Below are 13,599 nucleotides of genomic sequence, written 5' to 3'. Positions count from 1 at the left end.
AAATTACCCAATCTGGTGGGGTGGGCATCTTGCCCGCCCTTGTATATGGGCGGGCAAGATGCCCACCCCACAAGAAGTAGTTGAGTATTTTTTTATTTGGAAGTCCCTTAGCGCTAAAGCGCAACTACGAGCCAGTGATGATTATTTGCGCCCACTTACGTACTGTGTTCTTAATTATTCGTTTGTAGCGTGAATATGAGTCTTTAATCTGGTATCTTTTTTGTTGGCTTGTGCCAAACTTTCAGTTACCCTGAAGGCTAAAACAGTTTGTAACTAATTAGTTAACTAAACCAAATCTTAGTTGAGAACCGTAGTTTTCACGCTCTCCCTAAATCCCTCTCCCTCTCTCTGGGAGAGGGAGTTTGAAATTCTGGCTTCCCAAATCCCAGAGAGAGGGATTCGGGGTTGGGGGATGAGGGCAAATCCTTTTCATCATGGAAGAACTATAGGTTTCAAGATAGACGTGGTTTATTCAGAAACTCCCCAAAAACTGCTAGCGTCAAACAAAGGAAAATATCATTGTGGACTTTCGAGCTTGAAAACCCGTTCTAACTACTGGCAACTGCTGCCTTATATCAGACTCCAGTGGCAAACCCTCACCAAGGGACTTATTGGTATCTTGGGATACGTGCTGGCGACATTAGTGTTGATCAATCTTGCCGGTAAATTGGCAACTCCCTTTGCCCAAGGTAATGTAGTAGCGATCGCTCAAATAACTGGCAGTTGTGCCTTAGTATTTCTTGTTAGAGGATTGTTTCAGTCTATACAAGATATGTATATGGCGAAAGCTGCTTTGAGAGTTGCTTTTCATCTCCGCCAGCAAGTCTACGCCCATCTTCAAAAGCTAAATCTCAGCTATTTTGAAACAGCAAAAGCAGGTGATTTATCTTACCGCCTCACAGAAGATGTTGACCGGGTTGGCGAAGTGGTAAATAAAGGATTTCACGACTTTATCCCCTGCATTTTGCAGTTGCTGGCAATTCCGATTTACATGATTTATCTGAATTGGCAACTGACATTAGCAACAGTGATAGTTGCACCGTTGATGGGTATTTTAGTGGGCTGGTTTGGGGAACGGTTACGCAAATATTCCTTAAAAAGTCAAAATCGCGTGTCGGGTTTATCAGCCATCCTTGCGGAAGTTTTCAACGGTATTCGTTTGGTACAAGCTTTTGCAGCCGAAAATTACGAAATCGCCCGCTTTGGCCATGAAGCAGAACGCAGTCTCAAAGCAAAATACTCCGCCGAACGCTTGAAAGCGATTCAGATTCCGATCATCGGATTTTTGGAAGCCTTAAGTGCGTTATCGTTACTGATTGTGGGAGCTTGGCAAATTTCCCAAAATAACTTAACAGTGGCGAATTTTTTCAGTTATCTGGCGGCGGCGGCGCTGTTAATTGATCCCATTGGTCATACTACTAACAACTACAACGAATTTAAGCAGGGTGAAGCATCTGTTGACCGCGTTTTTGAATTGATGGCAATTCAGCCGACGGTGATCGAAAAAGCAAATGCGATCGCTCTGCCGCCAGTCAAAGGCAAGGTAGAATATCGTCATATTTCCTTTGCTTATAAACCAGGTGAACCTGTATTAAAAGATATCAGTTTATTAGTATCTCCAGGTGAAGCGATCGCTCTTGTGGGTGCTTCGGGTGCCGGTAAAACCACATTTGTCAACCTCCTCCCCCGTTTTTACGATCCTGAAGTTGGTCAAATATTAATTGATGGTATTGATATTCGAGATGTGAAACTGCATAGTCTGCGGCGACAAATTGGGATTGTTCCTCAAGAAACCATCATGTTTTCCGGGACAATTGCCCAAAATATCGCCTTTGGACAAGATGTTTTTGATATGGAAGCAGTTAAAGATGCGGCGAAAATTGCTAATGCTCATCAGTTTATTAGCCAACTGCCAGAAGGTTATCAGACTTGGGTGGGTGAACGTGGGGTAAACTTATCAGGTGGACAAAGACAAAGAATTGCGATCGCTCGTGCTGTTCTGCTCAATCCCCAAATATTGATTCTTGATGAGGCGACATCAGCATTAGATTCTGAGTCGGAAGCGCTGGTACAGGAAGCGCTGGAAAGACTGATGGAAAAACGGACAGTATTTATTATTGCTCACCGTTTATCGACAGTTAGGCGGTGCGATCGTATTTTAGTTCTCGAACAGGGACAAATTGTCGAATCGGGAACCCATGAAGAATTATTAGCCTTAGAGCGTCGCTATGCGCGGTTTTATGCCCAGCAATTTAGTTAGGAGTGGGCAAAAATAATTTTTCAGAATAAATATATAGTGGTTGGGTTAGTTTTCTCTGGGCTAGTAATGGTTGATAGTCGCTTTACCCATCTAGCTGTATTAGTTGTATAGCAGTCGCCAAAGCCGTTAGGACAGTTCGCGGAAAAGGCGTCTTCAACAGCATACTTTGTGATTTTATTGTTCTCCTAAGCTCCCTGTCCGTTGCTATATCTAGTGCTTTAGGACTCCTATTTAATTTTTGAAAAAAATCCGTACAACTCGAAAGGGCTGATTCCCTAGTCCCTACTCCCTACTCCCTACTCCCTGCCTACGCAAATAAGTTCAAAAATCAAATTGGATTGCTATAATTCTGGGTTAGTTCCTGGGAATGTCAATGGTGTAGTAGCGAGAAACAATTCTGACTAATCGGTGTCAAAACGTTATAGCGTGTGGATTACAACCTCTATATCAAGCAAAAACATAATTTTTGTAATAAACTTAAGACAGCACTAGCACATCTAATTTGGTGTAACCTGTCAATTTTTATATGAAGCATGAAAATTAAAGCTCTTAGGCAGTCAACGTAATGAGCAATAACATGGCAGTCAAACTAGTTAGGGTAGATGCTTTTTGGGATTCTGAAGGTGAAGTCTGGGTTGCTACTAGTGAGGATTTGCCCGGATTGGTTACAGAAGCATCTAGCAATGAAGTACTACTAGAGAAGCTTAAAGTGATGATTCCAGAGCTTTTAGAGCTAAACAACTCTTTTTCTCTTGTGAATCCACTAGGTATTGATTTAGACTTGACAAGTCGTCGCAGTGAACGTATAAGCGTTCCTTGTTAAATGGCTGTTTCATTCACTGCTGAACTCAAACGGATTCTTTCAGAAGCAGGATGCTACTACAAGAGACAAGGCAAAGGAGATCATGAGTTCTGGTATAGCCCAAAAACAGATCATTGTTTTGTGCTTGATCAGTGTATCAAATCCCGTCATACGGCAAATGCAGTTTTAAAACAAGCTGGTTTGCCGAAGGGCTTTTAGTTCTATGCGATGATTCTTAAATATAAAAATGAAAACCCTTCTTTTATTAAAAAGAGGGGTTTTCATTTTTATGTAATAAATTTTTTTTAAACTTCTTATTTAATTACTAACATAAAGTTTCGTTTTCATTTTATATTTTTCATCAATGGTGATACCATTTGTTTGTGAGGCTGCGTCGGGCAAACGCATCTAAATATTGACAAGAAAGCAGAGGGGCAAAGGAAAAAAGTATTTTCGTTATAAGCTTTGCCCCATGCTAACTATTTCCTAGACTGAATTGCCTTAATTAAGTCATAAAAAGGTTGCCAATTATCTTCCTGAGCAATTGCTTCCCAAATAGATTCAATCACAGGTCTTAATAATACCGTTTGCGGATTATGAACGGCTAGAGTTTGGGCAATTACATCGATGCCGCAGCTACGCCCGTCGTAGACATCGCATTCCAAATCATTCAAGATTTTATGATACAGTATGCACCAATCATCAAAAAATCCTGATGCACCCGGTACTGGCACAATATCTGAACCATTCATCACAAAACCTGGATTATCGCGCCATTTCGATGAAAAAGTCCGAGCCATCTCATAAAAGAATTGGTGATAACCAACTTGGCTATCTTTCAAAAATTCAATCGTTAGATTCAACAATTCCCTAGCTTCTGGATGTGGCAAATCCTCAAAACCTAACTTTTGCAACATCAAAGAACTGTATTCAGCTTGATAATACTCAGCAAACTTAGCTAATCCAGCTTCCATTTCGGCTTTATCGATAATCGCCTTTAAAGGTTCCTGGAGCATTTCTAAATTCAACTGGCAAATAATTGGTTGATTCCCGTAACAGTAGCGTCCAGAATAGTCAAAATATGCAGCTATAAAGGATGGGTCATAAGTCGGGATAAATGCGTAAGGGCCATAGTCAAAACTCTCTCCCGTAATCGACATATTGTCAGTATTTAGGACTGCATGACAAAAGCCAGCCGCCATCCACTGCGCTACTAGTTTTGCAACTCGTTTCACTAATTCGGCGTAAAACAAGACATATTTATCTTGTTCAAAACTTAAGTGTCGATAATACTGCTCAATTACGTGGTCTAATAACTTCTTAGTTAAATCTGGACGCTGGAAAAAATGCAGTCGCTCAAAAGTGCCAAACCGAATATGAGAACTGCTCATCCTAATCATCACAGATGAGCGGGTAGGCGAAGGTTCATCACCCCGCCAGAGGGGTAAACCTGTTTCAATCATGGTCAGACAGCGCGAGGTACGTACACCCAAGTGGTGTAGTGCTTCCGCAGCCAGAACTTCCCGCATCCCACCTTTGAGTGTGAGCATACCATCGCCACCACGGGAGTAGGGCGTTCTCCCTGAGCCTTTCGTGCCAAAATCGTACAATTCGCCATCAGTGGCGCGTACTTGCCCATAGAGGAAGCCTCTACCATCACCTAACTGTCTGTTGTATTCACCAAATTGATAGCCGTGGTAACGCAGCGCCAACAAGGGTTTACGCCCCTGAAATTTGCCAAAAGCTGTGATAAAATCTTCGTCTTTAACTAGTTGGGGGTCTAGACCTAAGCGCGGTAGCAGTGCATCGTTACGCCAACGCAGGAGGTGTTGAGGAAATTCTTCTGCTGCAACCTCGTCGTAGTAGTCGTCGCCTAGAGATTCCAAGGCGCTTTCGTAGTTGAGGCAGAGAAAAGGATTGCTAGAATTTTTGTAGTTCGGAGTTTCAGCCAGAGTCATTACGAGCAAAGCTTAATTCATTCTTCCCTTAATACTACCTCTGGCTTCAGCATCAGCATAGACGCAAAAAGCAACCTATATCTAAAATATGGCAGCGTCACATCAAAATCTAGAGCGCATAATGAATAAAGTTTTGAAATTAAAGAAAAATTTAACTCAATTAGCTATTTTAGACGCTACATTTGAGGTTTTTGGCTCAGAATTACACCAATATCAATTTAAACCTTGCTTGAGTAACAAAGATATTCAAGTCTTTGAATCTAGATATAATATTAAGCTACCAAGTGAATATCGAAACTTTATCGTAGAAATTGGTAATGGTGGTGCAGGCCCAGGATACGGCTTATCTGGACTATCGGGAATTGAATCTGAAGATGTCATCCCAGAAAAAGTATACCCTGAGAATTACGAAATTCTCTTTAAAGCATTTCCTTTGACAGAAGCATGGAATGATTTAGATTTAATTGTCAAGAATAATACAGATTTTGTTACCAACAATAATAAATATTTCGACGATAAATTTATCCAGGGTACTCTGCCAATCACAAATTATGGTTGTGGAATTTATGCGATTTTAGTCGTTACTGGAGAGCAGTCAGGAAAAATCTGGATAGATGACCGTACTAATGATAATGGAATATATCCTGCTTCTTTGAGCTTTTGCCATGCTTTCCATGACATCAACCCTGATGATTCTTATCCAAATAGCAATGAGGAGCAACCTTTAAGTTTTTATGATTGGTATGAAGACTGGCTGAACCGAAGTTTGGATCAAATCCGCCAGTCTTCCGAAAGTTAAGCTTAATTAAAAATAAAACCGAGTTTTATTTTTTCATTGGTTCTGATGTTTGTGGAGTAACTGCTGTTGGATTTGATGTTGGTTGTGATGGTTGTGAAGATACAATTTGCTTCACTTGCTGGTTATAAGTTTGCAAAATTGATTGAACCTGTTTTTGTTGATCTGGATTCAGATTCAAAGATGTTAACACTGTTTTGATTCTCTGACGAGATTGCAGCGCTGCCTTAAATTTAGTAGTTTGGGACGGGTTTAAGAGAGCTTGAATATCCTTATCTCTTTGCTGACGTGCTACTTTGATTTGTAGGCGCTGTTGATTTGTAAGCTTGATTTTTTGGTGTGATGCAGCACTGACCTGAGTTTTTAAGGCTGGTGTAGTGTTGGGATTTTGAACTGGTTGTGCCAAGACACTTCCGTGTAAAATGGTAGCAAAAGCGAAGATAGCAGAAACAACAGATAAGCGCTTTATATAATTAATGGGCATTTTGAAAAACTCCTCAATCATTTAATAGTATTAGTCACATCAGCTCAAGCAAACCTTGATAACTGAGCCGAGTAGCGAATAAATATTACTATTGCATTTCCTTGTGGAGTTGTTGTGTATTTATTATGGATTTGTTATGAATTTATAGATGCTTGCAACTGATTTCTAAAATTAATAAAACCTAATACCATTTCTTTGTGAGGCTGCGCCAAACCCTGTTAAGTTCTTCTTTCTTTGTGTTCTTTGCGACGCCAGTCGCTACAACGGGGGGAACCCCCCTTCGGGTTCACCACTCACCTACGGCGGGAAACCCGCCTACAGCGCTGGATTCACCGCAACGCGCTGCCTCTTCTTTGCGGTTCGTTTTTCTTTCTTGTACTTAAATATGGTTTAGCGCATCTTCATACAGAATTGCTATAAGTTATTATTGTAACATTATCAATAGCTGTGGGGTTAACAATGCTCACCAAGTAGAAATAATACTTTGGGCGAAACTAAAGCATTAGAACCTATGCAACAATTACTTAAGTTGGATTTAAAAATAGTATTTATAAATAAGTAAATTCTCAGTAATTATAGAAAGTAAATAAAGTAAGTTTTCTTAAAAAATATCCTCAGCCGATTTTAGATTTTAGGTGCTTGCCAATTAGGATTGATCAGACTTGTCATAATATGATCTTCCCATTGCCCATTAATTAATAAATAGTCTCTAGCATATCCTTCAATGACAAAACCGAGTCTTTTGAGTACATTGCCACTGCGCCGATTGTGAGGCATATAATTAGCCATGACTCGGTGAAAATTTAACTCTTTAAAAAGATATTCGATGGCGGCTTTTAGCCCTTCTGTCATATATCCTTTACCTTGTTTACTTTCAGCAAGGCTATATCCCACGTAGCAAAAATCAGCGGCTCCTCGGACAAAATTACTAAAATTTATAGTGCCAATAATTACAGTAGGATTTTTTTGCGTAAAAATAAATAGCTTTAACGATTGACCATTAATAAATTCTAGAAAATTGTTTTCTATCTGATACTGCCAATACTCTTGGGTAAAAAACCCATCAGCCCAAAGAGGGTAAAATGGGGTGAGATAGGTTTTGTTATGAATGAAGTATTTGAGAATTTGGGGTATATCTTCATGGATAGCCGCTCGTAAGAACAGGCGATCGCTTGTAATTAGTGGCAGTTCTGATATCATAGACTACTTGATTAACAGCATGTCTTGCAAGCAGATTCTCTAGACTTTATAAGTTTTTTCATGCCTGCGGTAGTGCGGTAGAATTTTTTTCAAATACTTGCACTGTTAGGGTCAATATTATTAATAGCGATCGCCTTGGTCATGTTAAAGAATATGGGCGTACAGCCAAGTGGCATAGCAGTTTTTATATTGGCTTATATGGTCAACCAGCGCTATAGAGGGTTTCCCTCTGTAGGTGACTGGTGTAAGCGTAGCGGTAGCAACGTAGGAGCGTCACCCGAAGGCTCAAACTTGGGTAAATTTTTTGGAACTATATTAAGATTTAGTCACGAATTTAATTAAATTGTAATAAGCGGAAGTATTACTAACGGGTACACAGGGGTATGGAGCTTATTTTATCTGCATCCTAGCCTTTTTTGTCGCCCGGTCAGGTTATTTAATTAGTCAATAATATAATTATAACTTAATTTTTACATTAATGTTCTATAATTAATTTCGTTAAAATTGTTTTGAAGGTATGTTGTCATAATGAATAGAGTTCTTTCTAAAAACAATTTACTATCTTATTTATTAATACTGGGCGTTACTATTCCGGCTGTTTATTCTACGAAGCCCGCGTACAGCCAAGTAGGATTAACTCCTTTAGAACTTTTTTACAGTGGTAATAGAGGAGATAACTATACTACAGCAACAGATATCGGTCGGAGATCAGCTATTGATGCTGGATATGGTTTAAGCCGAGTTGAAGGGTGTGTTTTTCTTAGGCAGCAGCCTGGAACTGTTCCATTGTTGTTGTATTACAGTTACCAGAGAGAAGATAACTTCACTACAGCGACAACTACCGGTGTGAGTGATGCCATAGCAGCCGGATATGTCTTTGGCCGAGTAGAAGGCTATGTTTATCCTACTCAGCAGCCAGGAACTGTTCCATTACGGTTGTATTACAGTTACCAGAGAGGAGATAACTTCACTGCAGCGACAACTACCGGTATGAATGATGCCATAGGAGCCGGATATATCATTGGCCGAGTAGAAGGCTATGTCTACCCCGCAAGTAGGTGTTCTCAATAAATTCACGCCAAACTTTGTAGTTACTCATCATTCGTATAATCGAGAATAAGTTTGATCAAATAAGAGATAGTGGAGAAGATGGTAGTCGTTTTTACTAACTCTTTTGTTGTTTCAAAATCGGTAAGTTTTAAACTATACGGTTTAGTTTGCCCTTAATGTCAGCTACGCTATATTTACTTACCTGATTTTGCCAAAAACGCTACGTTTTCGCTTTACTTCTAATTCATAGGGTGAGTATTTTTGCTGTTAATCTGCCATTCAACCAAAATCTTGATTTCTGCAAGCCGCACACTCGTGACTTCAAGTCATGAGTTAGGCGTTCCATATTTCTACATTTAGAATATTATATGCTTGCGTATTATGGTAAAATTATTATAGCGAAATATTAAAACAGAAATGCAAAAAGCGTTTAAAGTTACACTTATTCCTAGCCATAATCAAGAAGTCTTAATTAATAAGACAATTGGTTGCGCTAGGTTTCTGTATAACCGTTTTTTAGCATTGCGGCAAGAGTTATATACGACTGAGCAGAAAACGTTAAACTATAACGCTTGTAGTCAGCAGTTGACCCTACTAAAAAAAGAGATCGAATGGTTAAAAGAAGTCGATAAGTTTGCCTTACAAAATTCACTTAAGAATTTAGAGATAGCGTACAATAACTTTTTTGCTGATTTAAAGAAATCCAAAAATAAAAAAGGCGTCGAATTCCCTAAATTCAAAAAGAAGCACGGTTGCAAGCAGTCTTACAAGACGAATCTGACAAACGGCAACATCCAGGTAATAGAGAATCGCTTAAAACTTCCGAAGTTAGGGTGGGTGAAATTTCACAAATCCCAAGACATTACCGGTCATGTTATAAACGTTACGATAGCTCGGACTTCTTCTGGTAAATATATTGCAAGTATTTTATGCGAAACTGAGTTAGAAAAATACCCTCAAGTCACACAAAATATTGGGCTAGACTTGGGAATTAAGTCTTATCTCGTTACTAGCGATGGTGAAGTTGTAGATAATCCGAAATATTATAGAACTCAAAAAAGGAAGTTACGCTCATACAATAAAAAATTATCCCGCAGCGTAAAAGGTAGTAACAATATAGTCAAAGCGAAAATCAAGCTGGCTCAAATCTACGAACGGATTACCAATTTGAGAGATGACTTTTTGCACAAACTCTCGACTCGTTTAATTAAAGAAAACAGTATTATCTGTATTGTTCGCGGAGCGTGTCGTAGACAAGATTTGCGAGTTGCCAATATGGTGAAAAACCATAAACTAGCTTTGAGTATAACCGATGCAAGTTGGTCTAAATTTACCACTATGCTTGAATACAAAGCTATTTGGCATGACAGAATTGTGCAAAAAATCGGTACATTTTACCCCTCATCTCAGACTTGTAATTCTTGTAGCTTTGTCAACCCTCTAGTCAAAGATTTAAAGTTGCGTGAATGGATTTGTCCTAGTTGCAGTAATTATAACTTGAGAGATAAAAACGCCGCGTTAAATATTTTGAGTGAAGGGTTGAGAATTCTAACTTCGATTAGCGGGGGTATTAATACTGCTGGGGTCTCCCCAGCAACAAAGAGACTTTTCAAGACAGCAGCCGTCGGTGCGCCGGATGCTATATACGCCTGTGGAGAACTTGTAAGTCCTGGATTGCTTCAGGCAGAGATCGTTGAAACAGGAATCACGCGACTTCAAGTCGTGTGAGGTTCAAAAGCTGATGTCTAATATCTAGAGCGGAAGGATTGAGAGCCAATGGGTGATAAAGCACAGTACGTGGCATAATTTCAAGAAAATCGCTTTGCCCAAACGCTGTACCGCAGGAAATTCAACCAAAAGACAGCTCAAGATTTAACCCAGTCTACAAGAAGGATAGTGATGTGGTGAGAATACGCTACGATTGGCAGGACTTAGAAATTCGGGCGATATACGACACGCCATTGCTAGAGCTTATTTATCAAGCTGCTAGCGTGCATCGCCAATATCATGACCCAACAAAAATACAAGTTTGTAAGCTCATATCTATAAAAACGGGAGGTTGTCCAGAAGATTGTAGCTACTGCGCCCAATCTTCCCGCTATAAAACAGAGGTAAAGGCGGAAGCACTGCTAGAAAAAGAAACGGTAGTTAACATCGCCCAGAAAGCGAAAGAAACTGGTGTTAGTCGCATCTGTATGGGTGCTGCTTGGCGCGAAGTGCGGGATAACTCACAATTTGAGGAAGTCCTGGAAATGGTCAAGGATGTGACTGCAATGGGTTTAGAAGTGTGCTGCACTCTGGGGATGTTGACGGCAAATCAGGCTAAGAAATTGGAAGAAGCGGGACTTTACGCATACAACCATAACTTAGATACCTCGCAGGAATATTACAGCACAATTATTACCACGAGGACTTATAGCGATCGCTTGAACACAATTGAAAATGTCCGTCAGACAAATGTTACTGTATGCTCTGGCGGTATCCTGGGTTTGGGCGAAACTGTCGATGACCGGATTGGGATGTTACAAACTCTGGCAAACTTAGATCCGCATCCAGAGTCCGTACCAATTAATATTCTTTCACAAGTACCAGGCACACCCTTAGAAAATCAGCCTGATGTCCCCATTTGGGATATTGTGCGGATGATTGCCACAGCCAGGATTTTAATGCCAGCTTCCGATGTGCGCCTTAGTGCAGGTAGGGCTAGACTTTCTCAAGTTGAACAAGCTTTCTGCTTTATGGCAGGAGCCAATTCTATCTTTTCTAGCGACGACAACAAGATGTTGACAGTGACAACTCCCTGTCCAGATTATGATAGCGATCGAGAAATGCTGAACTTACTTGGTTTAGGAATGCGATCGCCTTCCCAAAGACAGGAAAAGGTAGCAAGTCCGGCTATTGTGAGATAAATATCTTCTTGTGGGATGGGCGTCTCGCCCGTCCCTGATTGAGGGCAGGTAAAATGCCCGCCCCACAAGAGTCTTGGTTAAATTATCTTGGCAGTCCGCAGACCGAACAGCAGACCGACAGCCAAACCAAAGAACAAAGCTAAAAAGCCGATGTAAGCTGCAATCGCAAACATTTATTTTTCTCCACAATACTTCCTAAATCTATTGAATCATTAGTCATTGGTCATTGGTCATTTGTCGTTTGTCAATTTCTTCCCCTGCCTCCCCCCACTCCCCACTCCCCACTCCCAGATTGCGATACAATACAGCCCACGGGCGCTTGTTTAGGGGTTGGGCAATGACTTCTGTAATTAATGTAAATTTACCAGAGCAGTCTTATGAGATTGCGATCGCACCTTCGAGTTTAGATCAACTGGGTCAGCAGATGGCCAGTCTCAAGCTCGGCAAGAAGGTATTGCTGGTTTCTAATCCGACTATTTTTAAGCATTTTGGGGAAAGAGCGATAACTTCTCTGCGAGACGCTACGCGAACGTTAAGCTTTGCTAACGCATCCCTAAAATCTGCTGGATTTGAAGTTGCTAGCTGCACCCTACCACCAGGAGAACGCTACAAAACCCTCAATTCCATCCAAAAACTTTACGATATCGCCTTAGAAAACCGCCTAGAACGTTCTTCTACTATGGTGGCTTTGGGCGGAGGTGTAATTGGTGATATGACTGGTTTTGCAGCCGCAACTTGGCTGCGCGGCATTAATGTTGTCCAAGTGCCTACAACTCTCTTGGCGATGGTGGATTCAGCAATTGGTGGTAAAACTGGTGTGAATCATCCCCACGGCAAAAACTTGATTGGGGCATTCCATCAACCGCGCTTAGTTTTGATTGACCCAGAAGTATTGAAAACTCTACCTATGCGTGAGTTTCGCGCCGGAATGGCAGAAGTTATTAAATATGGCGTAATTTGGGATGCCGAATTGTTTGCCCAATTGGAAGCAAGTAAACGCCTCGACCAACTCCGCTATGTAAAACCTGACCTGATACAAACCATATTAATGCGCTCTTGTCAAGCTAAAGCTGATGTTGTTAGCAAAGATGAGAAAGAAGGCGGATTGCGGGCGATTCTCAACTATGGACATACTATCGGTCATGCAGTAGAAAGTTTGACTGGTTATCGTCTAGTAAATCACGGTGAAGCAGTGGCCATTGGTATGGTAGCAGCCGGTCAAATTGCTGTGGAATTGGGAATGTGGCAAAATGTTGACACAAAACGTCAAAATGCTTTAATTCAAAAAGCAGGTTTACCAACTCAGTTACCATCTGGGGTAGATATTGAAGCAATTATTGAAGCATTGCAATTAGATAAAAAAGTCAAAGCGGGGAAAGTGCGGTTTGTTTTACCAACAGAGATTGGTGTAGTGACAGTTACCGATGAGGTGCCATCAGATATCATTCGGCAAGTTTTGCAGGGAATGTGAAGAATTCAGGAGTCAGAATAAAAATTAGTTAAGTAAGTGGGCGCAAATAATCATCACTAGCTCGTAGTTGCGCTAAAGCGCAAGAGGGCGCAACTACGAGCCAAATACAGAGATTTTACTTTTCGTTACATAGTTTGGTTTTATCTTGTCTAGCTACTTAGCACTACGGCTGTTAGCAGAAGTTTGCAGTTCATAATTTGAATCTTCTAGGGATGGAAATCTACCCTATGTTAGTTCCCAGGCTGTTGCCCAGGAACTAGAATAAACTTGCCGAAATTAAGCGTTAGAAAACATGGTAAGCATTACTAACATAACAACTAATGCACTGATCCAAAGAGCTAACGATCCCCAACTAACTGAATCTTTTTGTACTTTTTGCCATAAATTACTAACTAAGTTGTTCCGAATTGCCATTTTATAACCTCCAATTTTTATTAAACTTGCACTGACTCAATTAATTAAGCCTGGATTGAGAAACTAAAAGTTAATCTTTGGGAGTATCAGCCTTTATTTGCTCATTTCCAGAGATTAATTAACAGAGATTTAAATTAATTCATGAAGCGAGGGCTAATGCATGTGTTTCAAGGCATTACCGCTATAAAAAAAGAACAAAAATTTACAAAAAGATATTTGTCGATGCTTAACTTGATTGTCCCATATCTAACTGTT

General features: G+C 40.4%; 13 protein-coding genes. 9 read left to right on the top strand and 4 right to left on the bottom strand.

The features are described from left to right. The 4 genes from V7K32_RS15670 to V7K32_RS15655 all read left to right on the top strand — a co-directional run. Window positions 1–193 (top strand): hypothetical protein (locus V7K32_RS15670; RefSeq protein WP_334994715.1); only part of this gene is annotated, 193 nt, incomplete at its 5' end. A 342-nt stretch (window positions 194–535) separates the two neighbouring features. Further along, window positions 536–2,260: an ABC transporter ATP-binding protein gene (locus V7K32_RS15665; protein WP_334994719.1), complete on the top strand. Its 1,725-nt coding sequence runs from the start codon at window positions 536–538 to the stop codon at window positions 2,258–2,260. A gap of 577 nt (window positions 2,261–2,837) precedes the next feature. Continuing rightward, window positions 2,838–3,083 (top strand): DUF1902 domain-containing protein, encoded by a 246-nt coding sequence (locus V7K32_RS15660; protein ID WP_334994713.1) that lies wholly within the window; start codon window positions 2,838–2,840, stop codon window positions 3,081–3,083. Next, on the top strand, window positions 3,084–3,281 hold the full coding sequence (locus tag V7K32_RS15655; RefSeq protein ID WP_334994711.1) for a type II toxin-antitoxin system HicA family toxin: 198 nt from the start codon (window positions 3,084–3,086) through the stop codon (window positions 3,279–3,281). A 260-nt stretch (window positions 3,282–3,541) separates the two neighbouring features. Here the strand turns inward: V7K32_RS15655 and V7K32_RS15650 are convergent, their stop codons facing one another. Further along, the gene (locus tag V7K32_RS15650; RefSeq protein WP_334994709.1) at window positions 3,542–5,020 is read right to left on the bottom strand and encodes a protein adenylyltransferase SelO; all 1,479 of its coding nucleotides are present in this window, start codon (window positions 5,018–5,020) and stop codon (window positions 3,542–3,544) included. 121 nt (window positions 5,021–5,141) lie between these two features. Between V7K32_RS15650 and V7K32_RS15645 the strand changes: the two genes are divergently transcribed. Continuing rightward, entirely contained in the window at window positions 5,142–5,819 is a 678-nt protein-coding gene (locus V7K32_RS15645; RefSeq protein WP_334994707.1) for an SMI1/KNR4 family protein, read from the top strand. Window positions 5,820–5,844: 25 nt separating this feature from the next. Here the strand turns inward: V7K32_RS15645 and V7K32_RS15640 are convergent, their stop codons facing one another. Both V7K32_RS15640 and V7K32_RS15635 read right to left on the bottom strand, forming a co-directional pair. Continuing rightward, window positions 5,845–6,300: a hypothetical protein gene (locus tag V7K32_RS15640; protein ID WP_334994706.1), complete on the bottom strand. Its 456-nt coding sequence runs from the start codon at window positions 6,298–6,300 to the stop codon at window positions 5,845–5,847. A 624-nt stretch (window positions 6,301–6,924) separates the two neighbouring features. Then, window positions 6,925–7,500, bottom strand: coding sequence for a GNAT family N-acetyltransferase (locus V7K32_RS15635; protein WP_334994704.1), 576 nt, complete (start codon window positions 7,498–7,500; stop codon window positions 6,925–6,927). 528 nt (window positions 7,501–8,028) lie between these two features. On the opposite strand from V7K32_RS15635, the gene V7K32_RS15630 reads away from it, so the two are divergent. From V7K32_RS15630 to bioB, 3 genes are all read left to right on the top strand, one after another. Further along, a complete protein-coding gene (locus tag V7K32_RS15630) occupies window positions 8,029–8,571 on the top strand; it encodes a hypothetical protein (protein WP_334994702.1) in 543 nt (180 codons plus the stop codon). Window positions 8,572–8,967: 396 nt separating this feature from the next. Continuing rightward, window positions 8,968–10,278 carry an IS200/IS605 family element RNA-guided endonuclease TnpB gene (tnpB, locus tag V7K32_RS15625; RefSeq protein ID WP_334994700.1) on the top strand — a complete coding sequence of 437 codons (1,311 nt, stop codon included), beginning with the start codon at window positions 8,968–8,970 and terminating at the stop codon, window positions 10,276–10,278. Between the two features lie 173 nt (window positions 10,279–10,451). Then, the gene (gene bioB / locus V7K32_RS15620; protein WP_334994698.1) at window positions 10,452–11,459 is read left to right on the top strand and encodes a biotin synthase BioB; all 1,008 of its coding nucleotides are present in this window, start codon (window positions 10,452–10,454) and stop codon (window positions 11,457–11,459) included. A 77-nt stretch (window positions 11,460–11,536) separates the two neighbouring features. Here the strand turns inward: bioB and petL are convergent, their stop codons facing one another. Beyond that, entirely contained in the window at window positions 11,537–11,632 is a 96-nt protein-coding gene (gene petL / locus V7K32_RS15615; RefSeq protein WP_109007553.1) for a cytochrome b6-f complex subunit PetL, read from the bottom strand. 164 nt (window positions 11,633–11,796) lie between these two features. Between petL and aroB the strand changes: the two genes are divergently transcribed. Continuing rightward, window positions 11,797–12,930 (top strand): 3-dehydroquinate synthase, encoded by a 1,134-nt coding sequence (gene aroB, locus V7K32_RS15610; RefSeq protein WP_334994696.1) that lies wholly within the window; start codon window positions 11,797–11,799, stop codon window positions 12,928–12,930. Window positions 12,931–13,599: the final 669 nt, after the last annotated feature.

Source organism: Nostoc sp., from assembly GCF_036917635.1.
Taxonomy (GTDB): Bacteria; Cyanobacteriota; Cyanobacteriia; order Cyanobacteriales; family Nostocaceae; genus Nostoc.
Note: the sequence above shows the minus strand (reverse complement) of the source record. Positions and strands in the feature narration are given on the sequence as shown.

Excerpts from the sequence above, each read along its gene's own strand:
- V7K32_RS15660 (WP_334994713.1), top strand. The coding sequence starts at position 2,838 with ATGGCAGTCAAACTAGTTAGGGTAGATGCTTTTTGGGATTCTGAAGGT.
- V7K32_RS15655 (WP_334994711.1), top strand. The coding sequence starts at position 3,084 with ATGGCTGTTTCATTCACTGCTGAACTCAAACGGATTCTTTCAGAAGCA.
- V7K32_RS15650 (WP_334994709.1), bottom strand. The coding sequence starts at position 5,020 with ATGACTCTGGCTGAAACTCCGAACTACAAAAATTCTAGCAATCCTTTT.
- V7K32_RS15645 (WP_334994707.1), top strand. The coding sequence starts at position 5,142 with ATGAATAAAGTTTTGAAATTAAAGAAAAATTTAACTCAATTAGCTATT.
- V7K32_RS15640 (WP_334994706.1), bottom strand. The coding sequence starts at position 6,300 with ATGCCCATTAATTATATAAAGCGCTTATCTGTTGTTTCTGCTATCTTC.
- V7K32_RS15635 (WP_334994704.1), bottom strand. The coding sequence starts at position 7,500 with ATGATATCAGAACTGCCACTAATTACAAGCGATCGCCTGTTCTTACGA.
- V7K32_RS15630 (WP_334994702.1), top strand. The coding sequence starts at position 8,029 with ATGAATAGAGTTCTTTCTAAAAACAATTTACTATCTTATTTATTAATA.
- tnpB (WP_334994700.1), top strand. The coding sequence starts at position 8,968 with ATGCAAAAAGCGTTTAAAGTTACACTTATTCCTAGCCATAATCAAGAA.
- petL (WP_109007553.1), bottom strand. The coding sequence starts at position 11,632 with ATGTTTGCGATTGCAGCTTACATCGGCTTTTTAGCTTTGTTCTTTGGT.
- aroB (WP_334994696.1), top strand. The coding sequence starts at position 11,797 with ATGACTTCTGTAATTAATGTAAATTTACCAGAGCAGTCTTATGAGATT.